A 17,051-nucleotide genomic window follows, 5' to 3' on the forward strand; every position below is an offset into this window, starting at 1 on the left:
GCACAACAAGCGAGCATATGGCCCTCTGCCGTTAATGCTGTAGGCGATATGACCTCAATTGTTCGTGCTGCTTTGGTGATTGGCCTGTTAAGCCTGTGTAACGTCAGCCCGGTGCTGGCGGCAACGCCTGTGACTGACGCCCAGCCCGCCGCCAGCAACCAGCAGAAAACGCCTGCGAAAAAACCGGCACCGGCGCAAAAAGCCGCCGCGACCAAGAAAAAAGCCGCCGCGGTGAAAAAGCGTGCACCGGTAGCGAGCAAGTCAAAATCGGCCCGCGAAGTGGCCCAGACCCAACTGGCACCGGCACAGTTGGACCTGACACTGCCTACGGACATGGTCCGGCACCTGCAGCCCCTGGGCACCATGCCCAAGCCCAAAAGCGTACCGCTGCTGCCGCCGATGTTTGGTGACAAGCCCACTGACAACAGTGCCTTCCAGATCAACGGGCGCCTGCTCAGCAATGAAATGAAACTGCAACTGCGCAACGAAGAGCGCCGCGATGTTGAAGGCGCGGCGTTGGAGTTCGAGTTCAAGCAATAAACTTTTCGCCTTAACGTGACGTCACCTCTCGACCATCTGTCGCAGACTGGTCAGTCACTTTTGTTTTCTGCGAAAAACCCCTGTTAGACCATTTTAAAACGGCTGTTTAAGGGCGTACTCTAGCCCGGCCATCCACATTGAGTCGTCGAGGACCTTTTGGTCATGAAATGCCGTGAAGGCTGTGGCGCGTGCTGCATCGCCCCCTCCATCAGTTCGCCATTACCGGGCATGCCACACGGCAAACCGGCCGGCGAACGCTGCCTGCACCTGTCTGTCGAACAGCTATGCCAGCTGTTCGGCCGGCCGGAGCGCCCAGCGGTGTGCAGTGATTTCAAGGCCGATATCGAGGTCTGCGGCACCGACCAGGCCGATGCAATCCGGTTGATCGGCTGGTGGGAGCAGATGACGGCGGCTTGATGGGCTTTACTATCGGAACTTCAACAATAAGGAATACAACAATGGGTTCGCTGAAACGAATGGCTGTGTTGTGCGGTTTTACGCTGGTGTTTGCTGCCACTGCCCAGGCTGAGGATTGGCAAGTCGCCAAGGACGAAGACGGTATCAAAGTGTCCCTGAGCGAAATTGCCGGCTCCAAGTACAAGGCCTATCGCGGTGTGACGGTGATCAAGGCGCCCGTGGCCAAAATCGTCGCCCTGCAGGAAGACGTGGCCGGTGCCTGTGCCTGGATCCACGAGTGCAAGTCCCAGAAGCTGGTCGACAAGAAAGGCGATGAGAGCTGGACCTACACCCAATTCAAGGCCCCGTTCCCCGTGACGGACCGGGATTCCTACCTGCATATCACCACGACCAAGGCGGCCGACGGCACGCTGACCCGTAAGCTTGAGGGCGTCCCGACTTACAAGCCTGAAGAAAAAGGCTATGTACGGGTTGCCCAGGTCGATGGCTTCTGGAAGCTCGTGCCAAAAGGCGACAACCAGACCGAAGTCACTTACCAGGTGCACACCGAGCCAGGTGGCAGCGTGCCTTCGTGGTTGGCCAACAAGTTTGTGGTGGACGCGCCGTTCAACACCTTGAAAGCCTTGAAAGAACACGCTGAAAAATAAGCGCAGTTGATCCGGTGCCTCCTGACTTGAGTGGAACGTTTGGCGAACCCTCAAGGTCCAGATAGTGGTAAGCCCACACACGGGTTTTATCGAGGAGGCACCGATGCAAAAGTGGCAGATTACCTTCGTTGATGATCACGGCGTTCAGTCCGTCGAGCAGTTCACCTGCGATCAGAAGCCCAGCCTCGAAGATGCGGCACACATGATTCGCAACAAACTGGTGCCCATCGCCGCTGAACTGGACCTCAATGACCTGGAGGGCCGCAAGCCTGAGCCTACGGTCAAGATCCTCAAAGACCAGAACAGTATCCAGATCCTCGACATCTCTCCCGCCGCCTGAATATTCCCTGTACACACTTAAAGCGCCTCTGGTGGAGGTGATAGCTTCGCGCTACTCTGCAAGTGAGATCAGCGAACGAATCGCTAAGGTCTGGTCTTGTCAGCTACATGCTTGTTTTCCAGCGGTGATGTTTTTGCCGTAGCTCCCACGCCAGTACGGCGTGGGCTTCGGGAAGCACGGAAAGTCTATCCATCAATTCGAGGAGCACTTTTCATGAGCACAGCCTATCAAGAAGACATCAGCACCAACGTTCTGCGCCGCATGAAAGAAGGCGGCTTCGACTTCTCGCGTTTCCACCCCATTGAGTTCTACGCCATATTCCCGGATGAGGAACGGGCGCGCAGGGCTGCGGGTGAATTTCGTGGGGAATCCCTGAATGCCCAGGTCAGCGCGCGCGACGATGGCGCCTGGTACCTGGAACTGAGCAAAATCATGTTTGCAACCTACGACGGCATAGGAGACTTCGAGCAGGACTTCGAGGCGGTGGTCGAGCCTCTGGGCGGCATTATCGAGGGATGGGGCGTCAAGCAGGAGGTGCGTGGGTTACCCATGTAGCAGTATGAGAAACACAGCGTATCGGCTGACCTTCGGGTCGGCCGATTTTGTTTGTGGCCAGCCCTAATCGCTGTCCGGTTCGGCAACCTCACTATCACCCCACCTACACAGCATTTCTCCAGCCAAAAAAAAGCCACCCGAGCAGGGTGGCCTAAAGGGAAGAGCGTTGCGCTGAAGCGGTAGGACGCATCCTGTTCAGCAGATGGTTGCGATTATCCGCAAGCGCGACCGGGCAGTGAAATCAACTCTGACTATGCTGTTGATAGCCAAAGCGCGCATTGCGATGAAGCGTGCGCCTGTGCGCGGGGCATTCTGCGCACCAGGACGGTGCGAGCAGATCCCTTTGGTTATTCAACGCACTGATTTTTAAGTGTTTATGCCGCTGGCACGGGCCTTGCGAAGGTTCAAGCGTCCGGGTGACAAGGAGTTCGGCATGATCCGCACTTATTACGACGAAATGTACGACGGGGCAGGGCAGGTTCGCCCCCATTACCGCGAGTTCGCCCGCTGGTTGGCTGAAACCCCTGTTGAACTGCTGGCCCAACGCCGGCGCGAAGCCGATTTGCTGTTTCACCGCGCCGGGATCACCTTCACCCTGTACGGCGACGAGCAGGGCACCGAGCGCCTGATTCCCTTCGACACCATCCCGCGCAGTATTCCCGCCAGCGAATGGCGGATGGTCGAGCGCGGCTGCATCCAGCGGGTCAAGGCGCTGAACATGTTTCTCGCCGACCTGTACCACGAGCAACGCATCATCAAGGCCGGCATCATCCCTGCCGAGCAGGTGCTGGCCAACGAGCAATATCAACTGGCGATGCAGGGGCTGAACCTGCACCGCGACCTGTATTCCCACATCTCCGGGGTCGACCTCGTACGCGATGGCGACGGCACTTACTACGTTCTCGAAGACAACTTGCGTACACCGAGCGGCGTCAGCTACATGCTCGAAGACCGCAAGATGATGATGCGCCTGTTCCCCGAACTGTTCGCCGCCCAGCGCATCGCGCCCATCGATCATTACCCCAACCTGCTGCTCGATACCCTGAAAAGCTCCAGCCCCCTGGATAACCCCAGTGTGGTGGTGCTGACCCCGGGTCGCTTCAACAGCGCGTTCTTTGAACACGCTTTCCTGGCCCGCGAAATGGGGGTGGAGCTGGTGGAGGGCGCCGACCTGTTCGTGCGTGATGACCGGGTGTTCATGCGCACCACCGACGGCCCCAAGGCCGTCGATGTGATCTATCGCCGCCTCGACGATGCGTTCCTCGACCCGCTGGCGTTCAACCCGGACTCCATGCTCGGCGTGCCCGGCCTGCTCGCCGCGTATCGCTTGGGCAATGTGGTGCTGGCCAACGCGATTGGCACCGGAGTGGCGGATGACAAGTCGGTGTATCCCTTCGTCCCCGAGATGATCCGTTTCTACCTGGATGAGGAACCCATCCTGCAGAACGTGCCTACCTTCCAATGCCGTAAGCCCGACGAATTATCCCACGTGCTGGCCAACCTGCCGGACCTGGTGGTCAAGGAAACCCAAGGTTCCGGCGGCTACGGCATGCTGGTCGGCCCGGCTTCGACGGCGGCTGAAATCGAAGCCTTTCGCGCACGCATCAAGGCCAAGCCCCACGCCTATATCGCCCAGCCGACCCTGTGTTTGTCCACCTGCCCGACCTTCGTCGACAACGGCATCGCCCCGCGTCATATCGACCTGCGCCCATTCGTGCTGTCCGGCAAGGAAACCCGCGTGGTGCCTGGCGGGCTGACCCGCGTGGCGTTGCGCGAAGGGTCGCTGGTGGTCAACTCGTCCCAGGGCGGCGGCACCAAAGACACCTGGGTGGTCGAGGATTGAATTATGTTGAGTAGAACTGCCTCGGATTTGTACTGGATGTCGCGCTACCTGGAGCGTGCGGAAAACCTCGCGCGCATGCTCGATGTCAGCTATTCGCTGTCGTTGATGCCCCAGGATGGGCGCGGCGATGGCCTGCATGAATTGGCCATGCCGCTGTTGATCACCGGCACGCTGGAAGATTACCGCGAGCGTCATGGCGAACTGCACGCCGAACACCTGCTGCATTTCTTCGCCCTCGACGCGGCCAACCCGGCGAGCATCTACAGTTGCCTGGGCGCTGCGCGGGCCAGCGCCCATGCCGTGCGTGGGCGAATTACTGCGGACATGTGGGAAAACATCAACGCGACCTGGCTGGATATTCGCGATATCGCCCAGCAGGGCTTGAGTCGCTACGGCATGAGCCGGTTCTGCGAATGGGTCAAGGAGCGCTCCCACCTGTTTCGCGGGGCGACCTACGGCACCATCATGCGTAACGATGCCTTCCGGTTTATTCGCCTGGGGACGTTTATCGAACGTGCCGACAACACCCTGCGCCTGCTCGATGCACGTTATGAAATGGCCGGCGACCGCGCCGAAGCTGTCACCGACGGCACGGCCCACGCCTACTATCAGTGGAGTGCCTTGCTGCGCGCGTTGTCGTCGTTCGAGGCCTACACCGAGATTTACCGCGACGCCCCCGGCGCGCGACAAGTCGCGGAACTGTTGCTGTTGCGCGCCGATGTCCCGCGTTCGCTGCGCGCCTGCAGCGAAGAGATCGACCAGATCCTCGCCAGCCTGCCCGGCCTCAACGGCCGCCCGGCCCAGCGCCTGGCCGCCGAAATGGACGCGCGCCTGCGCTTTACCGCTATCGATGAGATTCTCGAGGAAGGCCTGCACGCCTGGCTGACTGACTTTATTCCCTTGGTCCGCCAACTCGGCGACGCCATCTACAGTTCCTACCTGGAGGCCGCATGAGACTCTCCATCAGCCACGAAACCACCTACCGCTATGAAGACCAGGTGCGCAACAGCATCCAGTACCTGCGCCTCACGCCCCACGACAGCGAGCGCCAGCATGTGCTCAGTTGGCAGTTGGACCTGCCACGCCCGGTGCGTGCGCAGGTGGACCCGTTCGGCAATATCCTGCATGTGCTGACCCTGGACGAACCCCACGACGCCATCATCATCGGCGCCCGTGGCCAGGTGGATATCGACGAACTGCGCGAGGCCGAACACGAGAGCCAGTCGGCTTTCCCATTCCTGCGTTGCACACGCCTGACCGAGCCCGACGAGGCCTTGCGCGGTTTTGCCCAACAGCATTGCCATCAGCGCCGCGATCGCACGGCGCTGATCGACCTGATGCACGCCCTGCACCAGTCGATGGTCTACACGCCGGGCTCCACCGAAGTCGACACCTGCGCCGCCCAGGCCTTTGCAGGGCATGCGGGTGTGTGCCAGGACCACACCCACGCGTTCCTGGCCTGCGCGCGCAGCCTGGGGATTCCTGCGCGGTATGTGTCGGGATATTTGTACACCGAAGACACCGCGCACCTGGCCAGCCACGCCTGGGCCGAAGCCTGGCTGGATGACGCCTGGTACAGCTTTGATGTGACCAACCAACTGGCCCGGCCGGAGCGGCACTTGAAACTCGCGGTGGGCCTGGACTACCTCGACGCCTGCCCGGTGCGCGGCATGCGCCGTGGCGGCGGGCATGAGCAGATGCATGCCAAGGTGTTCGTTGCGCCGACGCCGGTGATCTCGGTGCAGCAGCAGTAAGCGACTGCACGAAGGTCTGCTGCTGATGTTTGTGGTGAGCGGGCTTGTTGTGGCAGGCGGGCTTGTTGTGGTGAGCGGGCTTGCCCCGCGTTGGGCTGCGCAGCAGCCCTAAAACCCTGCACTGAGGAGTGCCTGACACAGTGCATTCTGCTTTATCAGGGCTGCTGCGCAGCCCAACGCGGGGCAAGCCCGCTCGCCACAACAAGCCCTGTAGACACAACAATCTCAGTTGCCAGAACAAGCCCACCTACCCATCACCCAGCATTCACGGCTGCTGCTTACGCCTCGCCATATGCTTCAAATAACCCACCAATAAATCCAACTCGCTGTCTGGCAACACGCTGGCGGCGAATGCTGGCATCTTTGCCTGCGGCCAATGCCGCAGGCTCTGCGGGTCGCGGATATAACGTTTGAGGAAGTCGGCGCCGAAATACTCGGTGGGGTTGTAGGGAATATTCAGGTCCGGCCCCACCTGCGCATCGCCGGCGCCATTGAGGCGATGGCAGGCCAGGCAGTTTTTCTGGAACAACGCGAAGCCCTGATTGACCGGGTCATTCGCGGCCAGCGCCGGGTCGGGCAACAGCGCGGGGAAGCGTTCGGCCACCGTCTTCAACTGTTTGATCGTGGAGATCTGGAATGGCCACTGCTCAGGGCTGATATGCCCGGCTTGCGGATCGGTCCACACCAGGTAGAACGGCCCCGCACTCGGCTTGCCGTCGGCCAGCGCAGGCCAGGGGTGAGCCGGGTCTTCCACGGCCAGCCAGGCGCGGGCGCCGCGAGTTTGCAGCAACGGCGCCGCCGCCAGTTCGGCGGCAAACCCATCCAGGGCAACGGCTTGCAGATGAGCTTCAGGCGTGAGACCCGGTAGGAGCACGGCCAGCGGTACCGCGCGATAAGTCATATTGCGCTTGTAGGACACGTCGTCGACGATCTGCACGGTCTGCGCGTCCGGATGCTTGAGCAGGTCGGCGGTCTGCCAGGTCTTGCGCGTGTGGTCGAGTTCGATGCTCAACGAGGCTGCCGTAGCAGGTACGGCAATGAACAAGGCGAGAAGGGCGAGGATGAGTTTCAACGGATAAGCCCGATGCGAGGGGACGATGGGGCTCACGATAGCGCAAATTCGCACGCAAAACGGCAGCGCCTGCAACAGGACCGCTATACGCAATGTCCCGGCAGGTGCTGCCAAAAACTGCAGTCCTGGTGCTGTGTGTGCACGGAATGTGGGGAGTGAGTGGTCACCCAATGACCTTGGTCAGGTTGGGCAGGATCAGAATCAGTGTGGTGGCGAAAAGAATGAGTCCCGCCTGACGTACTTTCGAATGTTTGAACATGGCTGACTGCCTTTTGTTGTTATTCCTGAGCGTCAAATGCGTGCCGGTAAAATCTACTATGCCGTTATGACGTGTCGCTTTTCTTACAGTTGCTCCAGCAAAACCCGGCAGCAACTTCCTACTGATTGAACCTTAGAGCCCTCGTTCTGCGTGGCTTAGATCCATTTAATATCAGCTAATCAGGATTTCAGCTTAAAACGCTATGAGGCCTATCGCCATCTTGGCGCCAATGCCTTGGCTAGACAGCTAAAACGATTAATCAAGCAATACGCGCGTAAGCCTACCGTTCGTCCGAGCGTGGTGGTCAAAAGCAATGAGCGCATCCGTCATTGAAACCGTGTCAATCGGGCCTAAGGTAGGGGCACACATGCACAGCGGTTCGAGGATGTCATGACCCAAGCTTTGATCTTTGATGCGATACGCACGCCCCGGGGCAAAGGCAAGGCCGATGGTGCCTTGCACAGTGTCAAACCGGTCGACCTGGTGGCCGGTCTGCTGACAGCGCTGGCGCAACGCAGCGACCTCGACACGCACCAGGTGGATGACATCGTGCTCGGCTGCGTCACGCCCGTGGGGGACCAGGGCGCGGACATCGCCAAGACCGCCGCGCTCGTCGCGGACTGGGCCGTCAGCGTCGCCGGTGTGCAGGTCAACCGCTTCTGCGCCTCGGGCCTGGAAGCGGTCAACCTCGGCGCGATGAAAGTGCGTTCCGGTTTTGAAGACCTGGTGGTGGTCGGCGGCGTCGAGTCCATGTCCCGTGTGCCCATGGGCAGTGATGGCGGCGCCTGGGTACTTGATCCGCACACCAATATGCACAGCCACTTCACGCCCCAGGGCATCGGCGCCGACCTGATCGCTACTCTCGAAGGCTTCACGCGCGAGGACGTCGATACCTTTGCCCTGCAGTCCCAGCAGAAAGCAGCCAGGGCGCGCGCCGACGGTTCCTTCAGCAAGTCGCTGATCGCAGTGCAGGACCAGAACGGCATTGTGCTGCTCGACCAGGATGAATTTATCCGCGGTGACTCCACCCTCGAAGGCCTCGGCAAGCTCAAGCCCAGCTTCGAAATGATGGGCCAGATGGGCTTCGACGCCACCGCGCTGCGGGTCTACAGCCATGTGGAACGCATTCACCATGTACACACGCCGGGCAATAGCTCCGGGATTGTCGACGGCGCTGCGCTGATGTTGATCGGCTCCGAGGCCAAGGGGCGCGAGCTGGGCCTGCAACCGCGGGCGCGAATCGTCGCCACGGCGGTGACCAGCACCGATCCGACCATCATGCTCACCGGCCCGGCGCCGGCTACCCGCAAGGCCCTGGCCAAGGCGGGTTTGCGCGTTGAAGACATCGACCTGTTTGAAGTCAACGAAGCGTTTGCGTCTGTCGTGCTCAAGTTCATCAAGGACATGCGCATCGACCCCGCGCGGGTCAACGTCAACGGCGGCTCCATCGCCATGGGCCATCCGCTGGGCGCCACCGGTTGCGCGATCCTCGGCACCCTGCTCGACGAACTGGAGGCGCGCCAGCAACGTTACGGCCTGGCCACCCTGTGCGTGGGCGGTGGCATGGGCATCGCCACCATTATCGAACGCCTCTGAGCCGAAGGAATTTGTCATGACCGAAGCCATTCGTTACGAAAAAGGCCAGGACCAGATCGTGGTGCTGACCCTCGACATGCCCGGCCAGAGTGCCAACACCATGAACGGCGTGTATCGCGAGGCCATGGCGGCCACCGTCACGCGCCTGGAAGCGGAAAAGGAGCAGATTGCCGGCGTGATCATCACTTCGGCGAAGAAAACCTTTTTTGCCGGCGGCGACCTCAATGAACTGATCAAGGTCGACAAGGCCCACGCCAAGGATTTCTACGACGGCGTGCGGGTGCTGAAGGCGCAACTGCGACGCCTGGAAACCCTGGGCAAACCGCTGGTCGCCGCGATCAATGGCGCCGCGTTGGGCGGCGGCTGGGAGATTTGCCTGGCGTGCCACTACCGCGTCGCGCTGGATGACAAATCGGTGCAGCTCGGCTTGCCGGAAGTGACTCTCGGCCTGCTGCCAGGCGGCGGCGGGGTGGTGCGCATGGTGCGCATGCTCGGCCTGGAAAAAGCCCTGCCGTATCTGCTGGAAGGCAAGAAAGTCCGCCCACAACAGGCGTTGCAGGCTGGTTTGATCGAGGCGCTGGCGTTGAACTGTGATGAGCTGCTGGCCAAATCCCGCGCGTGGATTCTGGCTAATCCAGAGGCCAGGCAGCCGTGGGACACCAAGGGCTATCAGCTTCCAGGCGGCACGCCGTCGAACCCCAAGGTGGCGCAGATGCTGGCAATAGCGCCGTCGATTTTGCGCAGCAAGACCCAGGGCTGCTTCCCGGCGCCGGAGAAAATCCTCTGCGCCGCCGTCGAGGGCGCCCAGGTGGATTTCGACACCGCGCACCTAATCGAAACCCGCTATTTCACCGAGCTGGTCACCGGGCAGGTGGCGAAAAACATGATCGGCACCTTCTGGTTCCAGCTCAATGAGATCAACGCCGGCCGTTCCCGACCCAAGGGCTTGGCGCCTTATGTGACGCGCAAAGTCGGCGTGCTCGGCGCCGGGATGATGGGCGCAGGCATTGCCTATGTCAGTGCCTGCGCCGGCATTGAGGTGGTGCTCAAGGACATCAACCAAGCGGCGGCCGACAAGGGCAAGGCGCACTCGGCGGCGTTATTGGACAAGAAGGTCAGCCGTGGGCAACTGACCCCGGATCAGCGCGAAAGCACCCTCGCGCGCATTCATCCTACGCAGGATGACGCCGACCTGGCCGGTTGCGACCTGATTATCGAAGCCGTGTTCGAAGACCGCGAACTCAAGGCCAGGGTCTCTGCGGCTGCGCAACAGGTGGTCGGTGCCGAAGCGGTGATCGCCTCCAACACCTCGACCTTGCCCATCAGCGGCCTGGCCACGGCGGTGCCCGACCCAGGCAAGTTTGTCGGCCTGCATTTCTTCAGCCCGGTGGACAAGATGCCCCTGGTAGAAATCATCAAGGGCGCGCACACCTCGGACGAAACCCTGGCCCGGGGGTTCGATTTCGTACTGCAGATCAAGAAGACCCCGATTGTGGTCAACGACAGTCGCGGCTTTTTCACCTCGCGGGTGTTCGGCACTTTCACGAATGAAGGCATTGCCATGCTCGGCGAAGGGGTGGCCGCCGCCATGATCGAGACCGAGGCGCGCAAGGCGGGGATGCCGGTGGGGCCGTTGGCGGTATCTGACGAAGTGTCTCTCAGCTTGATGAGCCATATCCGACAGCAGGCGGCCAAGGATCTGCTGGCGGAAGGTAAAAGCGTGCCGAGCCATCCGGCGACGGTGGTGATTGACCTGTTGGTGAACGAGTACAAGCGCGCGGGCAAAGCGGCGGGGGGCGGCTTTTACGAGTACCCGGCGGGCGGGCAGAAGTATCTCTGGCCGGAATTGAAAAGCCGCTTTGAACAGCCCGGGCAACGGATTTCGGCACAGGATGTACGCGACCGTTTGCTGTTTATCCAGGCTATCGAAACCGTGCGTTGCGTGGAGGAGGGCGTGTTGCTGTCCACCGCCGACGCCAACATCGGATCGATTTTCGGCATCGGCTTTGCGGCCTGGAGCGGTGGCGCGTTGCAGTTTATCAACCAGTACGGCCTGAACGACTTTGTCGCCCGCGCCCGTTATCTGGCCGAGCAATATGGCGAGCGGTTCTCGCCGCCGGCGTTGTTGCTGGAGAAAGCGGCACAGAACGCGACGTTCTGACGGTTTTGGGTATGCGCGGGGCTTGCCTTGTCAGGGTATTTCAAGGCAGGCTCTGGGGTGTGCATTATTCCCATCACCGTGTCAGGTATTTTTTATGTCGCTACGCGTCTGTATCCTGGAAACCGATATCCTGCGTCCAGGCTTGATCGATCAATACCAAGGGTACGGGCAGATGTTCAAGCGCCTGTTCTCCAAGCAGCCGATTCCCGCCGAGTTCGTCGTCTACAACGTGGTGCAGGGCGAATACCCCGCGGACGATGAAGTGTTTGACGCCTATCTGGTGACCGGCAGCAAGGCCGACTCCTTCGGTACCGACCCGTGGATCCAGACCCTCAAGACGTACCTGCTCGAACGCTACGAGCGTGGCGACAAGTTGCTCGGCATTTGCTTCGGCCACCAATTGCTGGCGCTGCTGCTGGGCGGCAAGACCGAGCGTGCCGGCCAGGGCTGGGGCATGGGCATCCACGACTACAAACTCGATGCCAAGGCGCCGTGGATGAGCCCTGAAGTGGAAGAGCTGACGCTATTGATCAGTCACCAGGACCAGGTCACCACGTTGCCGGACAACGCCACGGTCATTGCCTCCAGCGATTTTTGCCCGTTTGCCGCGTACCACATCGGCGACCAGGTGCTGTGCTTCCAAGGCCACCCGGAGTTTATCCACGACTATTCCCGCGAACTGCTGGAAATTCTTCAGACGACCCTGGGCGAAAAGGTCTACACCAACGGTGTGTCCAGCCTGGAGCGTGACCACCACGGCGTGACCGTGGCGGAGTGGATGATGCGCTTTGTGGCGCACAAGCCCGAAGCCCGGGTTTAAAGCCAGCCCGAGCGCTTGAAACTGGCCCACAGGCTGGTACAGCCCACCGCGATAAACCCGAGCACGGCAAAATAGCCGTAGTGCCATTGCAGCTCGGGCATGTTCTGGAAGTTCATCCCGTAAATCCCCGCCACCGCGGTGGGGAACGCGAGAATCGCCGCCCACGCGGCGAACTTGCGCTGCACCACGCTCTGGCGCGACGCCTCCAGCAACACCCCGATTTCAATGGTCTGGCTGGCGATGTCGCGCAGGGTGGTGAGATCTTCCATCTGCCGCGTCACGTGGATTTGCACATCACGAAAATACGGGCGCATGTTCTTGTCGATAAACGGGAAGCTCAGCTTCTGCAGCTCCTGGCTGATCTCCACCATCGGCGCCACGTAGCGCTTGAGCCGCAGCACGTCGCGGCGCAGGCCGTGGAGGTTCTGGATATCGACTTCACTGAGGGAGTTGCACAGCACATTGCGCTCCAGCTCATCGATCTCGGCATGGATCGCCTCGCTCACGGGCTGGTAGTTTTCGGTGACGAAATCGAGCAGCGCATAGAGGACGAAATCTTCGCCATGCTCCAGCAACAGCGGCCGCGCCTCACAGCGCTGGCGCACATAGCCGTAGGACGCCGAGTGGCCGTTGCGTGCGGTAATGATGTAGCCGTTGCCGGCAAAAATATGTGTCTCGATAAACTCCAGCTTGCCGTTGTCGCGCACCGGTGAATAAGTGACGATAAACAGCGCATCGCCGAAGGTTTCCAGCTTGGGGCGGCTGTGTTTTTCCAGGGCGTCTTCGATGGCCAATTCATGCAGGTTGAACTGGCGTTGCAGGTTGGCCAGCTCCTGTGCGCTGGGTTCTTCCAGGCCGATCCACACAAAGTGGTCGGGTTTGGCGGCCCAGGCCGCGCCTTCGTCGAGAGTGATGTCAGTGACTTTCTTTCCGGCGCTGTAGACAGCGGCCGCAACAACTCTACCCATGATGCTGATCACTTCTTATTGGGAGGACAGGTGTTGGGCAGCTTAGCCTGAATGGCGTTCCCTTGTGGCCGTTGCCTCAGCGTGCTTTTTTATCCGCAGCATGGGGGGGGCGGGGTGGCCCCACAAAATCACAAAGGCGCGGGTGTCCAGGCGGTTTGCAGTTCGCGGTCCATCCCTGCAATGCATTCATCCATCTGCGCCTGGCAGGCCTGCATCAACTGCGGGATGTCGTCTGCAGTCAGGCCTGTCGTAGGAATTGGCGGCAGCGAGCGTATGAGCACATCACCACTGTTCCAGCGATTGAGCTGCATGTGGGTGACGTAATTGCTCACGCACACCTGCACGATCGGTACACCGGCAGCAATCGCCATATGGAACGCACCTTTCTTGAACGGCAACAGGCCTTTGCCCAGGTTGCGCGTGCCTTCCGGAAACACCCAGATCGACGTGTCCTCATGCTGCAAGGTGTGAGTAGTGGTAAGCATCGCGCGGCGCGCCTTGTGCGCGTTGCCGCGATCAATCAGCACATTGCCCGCCAGCCAGAACAGCTGGCCGAACAGCGGCACCCACTTGAGGCTTTTCTTGGCGATACACACCGTGCGGTGCGGCACCACGGTGCCGAACACAAACAGGTCATAGTTGGACTGGTGGTTGGCAATGATCACGCACGTACCGGGCTTGTTGCGCAGCGAGTCCACGTCGGCCTTCACATTCAGGCGCAGGATCCACATGGCTGGCAGCGCGTAGAGGCGAGCACATAAACGGCTGTTATCCGGGTTGAACGGCCGGCAGACACCGATCAGCACGCCCAGCACGCCGGCGACCATAAAGTGCAGGCCCATCAACAACATACGCAACAGAAAAAGCATCGAAACAGCCCATCGGGACAAAAGGTGGCGCAGTGTACGGTTGTGCACTGTATTCGGCAATTACCCCTGTAGAGGGAGGAGATAGGCGATGTTTAAGTACATGTTTCAACATCTGCTGACATCGGCAGGCTAGAGCGGCTGAGGATGATTCGAATTTATCTGTAAGAAAAAGCCCGACTCAAGGTCGGGCTTTCTTATGCTGCTGCAGGCTTTAGCTGAGGATATGGCCCTGGTCCTGGATGATCGCATCGTCCAGCGCTTCCAGCAGCGCTTTGCGCACCTTTAACTTGGTGTGTTTGTGGGCGTTCATATTCAGCTTCTTCAACTGACGGGCCGCTTCCAGCGCTGCAGCATGCAGCTCTTGCGGTGCGACCACCCTGTCGAGGAAACCTGCGCCCAAGGCGCCTTGCGGGTCGAACATCTCGGCATTGATCACCGAACGGTGAAACGCGGATTTGCGCAGGCGATCCCGCGCCAACTCGATCCCGGCGTGGTGCATGGTCATGCCGATTGCCACTTCATTCAGGCCAATGCTGAAAGGGCCTTCCACACCAATCCGATAATCCGCCGACAACAACAGGAACGCGCCCTTGGCGACTGCATGCCCAGGGCACGCCACAATCACCGGAAACGGGTGCGACAACAGGCGACGCGCCAACGTCGAGCCCGACGTCACCAGGCCGATTGCCTCTTTAGGGCCGGCCGTCATCACTTTCAAATCATAACCACCCGACAAAATCCCCGGCGTCCCGGTGATGATCACCACCGCGCGGTCCTTCTCGGCCTGGTCCAGCGCTGTATTAAACGCACTGACCACATCGGGAGAAATGGCATTCACCTTGCCGTTGCTCAAGGTCAGGGTCGCGATACCGTCTTCGAGGTGGTAAGCAATCAACTCACTCATGACGCGGTTCCTTGTAGGACTTGTTATAGATAGGCTGTTTATAGAAGCGTATGCACAGACGTTACCCACCACGCCCGCCCCGGTAAAGCGCCGTGACTGACTACCCAGTCAGACTTTTCCGGCATGCCGGTCGCCCAATAGCCTAAGGCAGGGCGCAATCGCCGTTCCAGACGCGTGCTGCTCATGCCCAAGAATGGCAGAATCACCACCCCTTGCCGGGCACGTCCCGGTATAGCGGTCTAAGCGCATGAAAATTCTGAAAAAAACCTTTGCCATCAGAAAGGCTTTCGACTACATTAGCGCGCCTCGACAGACTGAACTGGTTTGACGAGATACGGTGAAGTGTCCGAGTGGCTTAAGGAGCACGCCTGGAAAGTGTGTATACAAGAAATTGTATCGAGAGTTCGAATCTCTCCTTCACCGCCACATTCTGAAAACGCAAACCCCTGATTTTCCTAGAGAAAGTCGGGGGTTTGTGGTTTTTGGCATTCTAAAAATGGCTCCATGGGACCACCATGGGACTGGAGCGCTATTTCGGTGCGCAGCGTAGGTCTGTTGAGTGAATGGAGAAGAGGTTCTTCAGCCAGAGAGCTGCATACCCTAAATATGCCTTCCTGGGTTAAACGAATGGCTTCTGGTGGCGTGGTCATTTCTCGGCCACAAGGGCTTCAAGTTTCTCCTTGGTGCTGATGCGCAGCGTTATATGAGGCGGGCACGATCGATGTGTGATCTGTCGGTTCGCCGCATCCTACCCAGTTCAACGTTTTAGCTGTTGAGGAGATGCGGCCTAATACCGAAGAAGCTCGACTACACGGAGATTTTTAATTCGGAGCTTTTTCTGCCTTGATAGCTCTGTTTGTTCCATTTTTTTTTGTCAGTCTATCTATCAGATCTGATGGTGATAAATAAAGCGTTTTTCTACCGTCCTTAGTGTTCATGAATAGCTTTAAGTTACATAGCACATTTAAATGTGTCCTGGCTGTGTTTTCTGATACGTCATAGCTACTGGCCACTTCTTTTACGGTGAATATTCTACCTGGTTCTTTTGCTCCCTTCTTAACAAGATCCTTTTGTATGAAGTTAAGTGTGGAGTTGTATTTGGTGGTTTCTAAAAGTTTGACGACCTGCTGAAACTCATTTGACCGACTCTCTAAGTACGTTTGGAGTTCCTCAAAAGCCTTTAGAATGATCTCCGCCTGAAAGTCAATGAAGTACGTTAAATCGTTTTGGTCCTTTTCGGTGTACAGATACGAAAGCCCATATCCTTTGGGGTCGTCTTTGAGAAGCTTGCTAATTGAAACATATCTAAATAGATCGTAATCGCACTTTAGCATGTACCAATAGAAGAGTGCTCTCGCTGTCCTTCCGTTACCGTCTCTGAACGGGTGTTCGTATCCAATCATAAAGTGGAGTATTATTGCTTTGATCACTGGGTGCAAAAACTCGCACCCGTTATCTCCCGAGTGATCTTCGTTGGCAAATGTGCAAAGTAAATGCAATCTTTTTGGAAGATCAGTAAAGGGTGGAGGTTGATAGGCTATTTCCTCCTCAGTGTCTGAAACATAAATGTCGTCACTTTCCCTGAATTCACCAGGTACTACATTATTTTCAGTTGTGCCCTGAGTTGCTATTCTATGAAAGTCTAAAATAAGATCTAGAGTAAGAGGTTCGTCTCTCGTTAATTCAGCGTGTTTCAAAAGTAGATAATTGTTTAGGATCATCCGCTCATCTTCATTAAGAGGGATTCTTTCCTCTTCTAGCATTTTTTTAGCTACTTCCCTAGTGGTAGAGGCTCCTTCAAGTTGAGCGCTTGATATTGCTTCTTCCATAATTAGCGAAGATACCAAAAACTTACTTTGCAGGCTCTCTGGCGCTTTGCTGCCTGCAATTGCTGCAACACTGCCACCTGCCAATTTTACAATTCTGTGCAGCTTCGAATCCACGGAGTGCGGAATGCAGTACGTGAAAACTTCGCCAGTGCTACCCACTAAAGCCAGTGGTTTCATTTGCATGTATCTTTTGAATTTTACCGCCAGCCAGATATCGGTAGCATCAGCTCTCGGTACTCTCCATTTGAATTTGTCCCAATGGAGATAATTACCTTTTGCGTCTGTTACGTCGTACTTGCCGATGTACTTTCCGACCTTTTGAAAGTCAATTTGGGTCGGATCAAATTTTGGTGCCCTTTCAACCCTTGGCTTTGCCATGGCAATACTCAATTATGAAAATTTGCGTTTGGATGACTGGATACTGTCACATGGTCGAGTAAAGTCAAGGCGGATGCGGCAAGTTTTTCAGTGGAAATA

General features: G+C 58.3%; 16 protein-coding genes and 1 tRNA gene. 12 read left to right on the forward strand and 5 right to left on the reverse strand.

All coding sequences use genetic code 11. The features are described 5' to 3' along the window. The first annotated feature begins 48 nt into the window (after positions 1 to 48). From C9990_RS07215 to C9990_RS07250, 8 genes are all read left to right on the forward strand, one after another. Positions 49 to 540 (forward strand): translation initiation factor 2, encoded by a 492-nt coding sequence (locus C9990_RS07215; protein ID WP_106802878.1) that lies wholly within the window; start codon positions 49 to 51, stop codon positions 538 to 540. A 162-nt stretch (positions 541 to 702) separates the two neighbouring features. Then, positions 703 to 957 carry a YkgJ family cysteine cluster protein gene (locus tag C9990_RS07220; RefSeq protein WP_065909363.1) on the forward strand — a complete coding sequence of 85 codons (255 nt, stop codon included), beginning with the start codon at positions 703 to 705 and terminating at the stop codon, positions 955 to 957. Positions 958 to 998: 41 nt separating this feature from the next. Continuing rightward, positions 999 to 1,604: an START domain-containing protein gene (locus C9990_RS07225; RefSeq protein ID WP_065909364.1), complete on the forward strand. Its 606-nt coding sequence runs from the start codon at positions 999 to 1,001 to the stop codon at positions 1,602 to 1,604. Between the two features lie 103 nt (positions 1,605 to 1,707). After that, positions 1,708 to 1,944, forward strand: a complete 237-nt coding sequence (locus C9990_RS07230; protein WP_065909365.1) for a hypothetical protein — start codon at positions 1,708 to 1,710, stop codon at positions 1,942 to 1,944. 213 nt (positions 1,945 to 2,157) lie between these two features. Beyond that, complete coding sequence (locus C9990_RS07235) at positions 2,158 to 2,499, forward strand: ribonuclease E inhibitor RraB (protein ID WP_015885395.1); 342 nt, start codon at positions 2,158 to 2,160, stop codon at positions 2,497 to 2,499. Positions 2,500 to 2,932: 433 nt separating this feature from the next. Beyond that, a complete protein-coding gene (locus C9990_RS07240) occupies positions 2,933 to 4,342 on the forward strand; it encodes a circularly permuted type 2 ATP-grasp protein (protein WP_065909367.1) in 1,410 nt (469 codons plus the stop codon). A 3-nt stretch (positions 4,343 to 4,345) separates the two neighbouring features. Beyond that, the gene (locus C9990_RS07245; protein WP_065909369.1) at positions 4,346 to 5,296 is read left to right on the forward strand and encodes an alpha-E domain-containing protein; all 951 of its coding nucleotides are present in this window, start codon (positions 4,346 to 4,348) and stop codon (positions 5,294 to 5,296) included. Further along, positions 5,293 to 6,096 carry a transglutaminase family protein gene (locus tag C9990_RS07250; protein ID WP_065909371.1) on the forward strand — a complete coding sequence of 268 codons (804 nt, stop codon included), beginning with the start codon at positions 5,293 to 5,295 and terminating at the stop codon, positions 6,094 to 6,096. The genes C9990_RS07245 and C9990_RS07250 overlap by 4 nt, the downstream gene beginning before the upstream one ends. A gap of 265 nt (positions 6,097 to 6,361) precedes the next feature. Here the strand turns inward: C9990_RS07250 and C9990_RS07255 are convergent, their stop codons facing one another. Continuing rightward, on the reverse strand, positions 6,362 to 7,168 hold the full coding sequence (locus C9990_RS07255) for a cytochrome c (protein ID WP_106802879.1): 807 nt from the start codon (positions 7,166 to 7,168) through the stop codon (positions 6,362 to 6,364). 649 nt (positions 7,169 to 7,817) lie between these two features. Between C9990_RS07255 and C9990_RS07260 the strand changes: the two genes are divergently transcribed. The 3 genes from C9990_RS07260 (at position 7,818) to C9990_RS07270 (ending at position 12,004) form a co-directional block, all read left to right on the forward strand. Continuing rightward, a complete protein-coding gene (locus C9990_RS07260) occupies positions 7,818 to 9,023 on the forward strand; it encodes an acetyl-CoA C-acetyltransferase (protein ID WP_106802880.1) in 1,206 nt (401 codons plus the stop codon). 16 nt (positions 9,024 to 9,039) lie between these two features. Then, entirely contained in the window at positions 9,040 to 11,184 is a 2,145-nt protein-coding gene (locus C9990_RS07265) for a 3-hydroxyacyl-CoA dehydrogenase NAD-binding domain-containing protein (protein WP_106802881.1), read from the forward strand. 94 nt (positions 11,185 to 11,278) lie between these two features. Next, on the forward strand, positions 11,279 to 12,004 hold the full coding sequence (locus C9990_RS07270; protein ID WP_065909379.1) for an amidotransferase: 726 nt from the start codon (positions 11,279 to 11,281) through the stop codon (positions 12,002 to 12,004). On the opposite strand, the gene C9990_RS07275 is transcribed toward C9990_RS07270, so the two are convergent. The 3 genes from C9990_RS07275 to C9990_RS07285 all read right to left on the reverse strand — a co-directional run bounded on the left by C9990_RS07275 (position 12,001) and on the right by C9990_RS07285 (position 14,745). After that, on the reverse strand, positions 12,001 to 12,972 hold the full coding sequence (locus C9990_RS07275; protein WP_065909380.1) for a magnesium and cobalt transport protein CorA: 972 nt from the start codon (positions 12,970 to 12,972) through the stop codon (positions 12,001 to 12,003). The genes C9990_RS07270 and C9990_RS07275 overlap by 4 nt on opposite strands. A gap of 128 nt (positions 12,973 to 13,100) precedes the next feature. Continuing rightward, complete coding sequence (locus tag C9990_RS07280; RefSeq protein WP_106802882.1) at positions 13,101 to 13,841, reverse strand: 1-acyl-sn-glycerol-3-phosphate acyltransferase; 741 nt, start codon at positions 13,839 to 13,841, stop codon at positions 13,101 to 13,103. A gap of 211 nt (positions 13,842 to 14,052) precedes the next feature. After that, entirely contained in the window at positions 14,053 to 14,745 is a 693-nt protein-coding gene (locus tag C9990_RS07285) for a crotonase/enoyl-CoA hydratase family protein (RefSeq protein ID WP_106802883.1), read from the reverse strand. Between the two features lie 336 nt (positions 14,746 to 15,081). Between C9990_RS07285 and C9990_RS07290 the strand changes: the two genes are divergently transcribed. Beyond that, positions 15,082 to 15,171, forward strand: a tRNA-Ser gene (locus tag C9990_RS07290). 395 nt (positions 15,172 to 15,566) lie between these two features. On the opposite strand, the gene C9990_RS07295 is transcribed toward C9990_RS07290, so the two are convergent. Beyond that, positions 15,567 to 16,952 (reverse strand): Fic family protein, encoded by a 1,386-nt coding sequence (locus C9990_RS07295; protein WP_106802884.1) that lies wholly within the window; start codon positions 16,950 to 16,952, stop codon positions 15,567 to 15,569. Positions 16,953 to 17,051: the final 99 nt, after the last annotated feature.

Origin of the sequence: Pseudomonas sp. S5D5 (assembly GCF_003013355.1) — a bacterium.
Lineage (GTDB): Bacteria > Pseudomonadota > Gammaproteobacteria > Pseudomonadales > Pseudomonadaceae > Aquipseudomonas > Aquipseudomonas aylmerensis.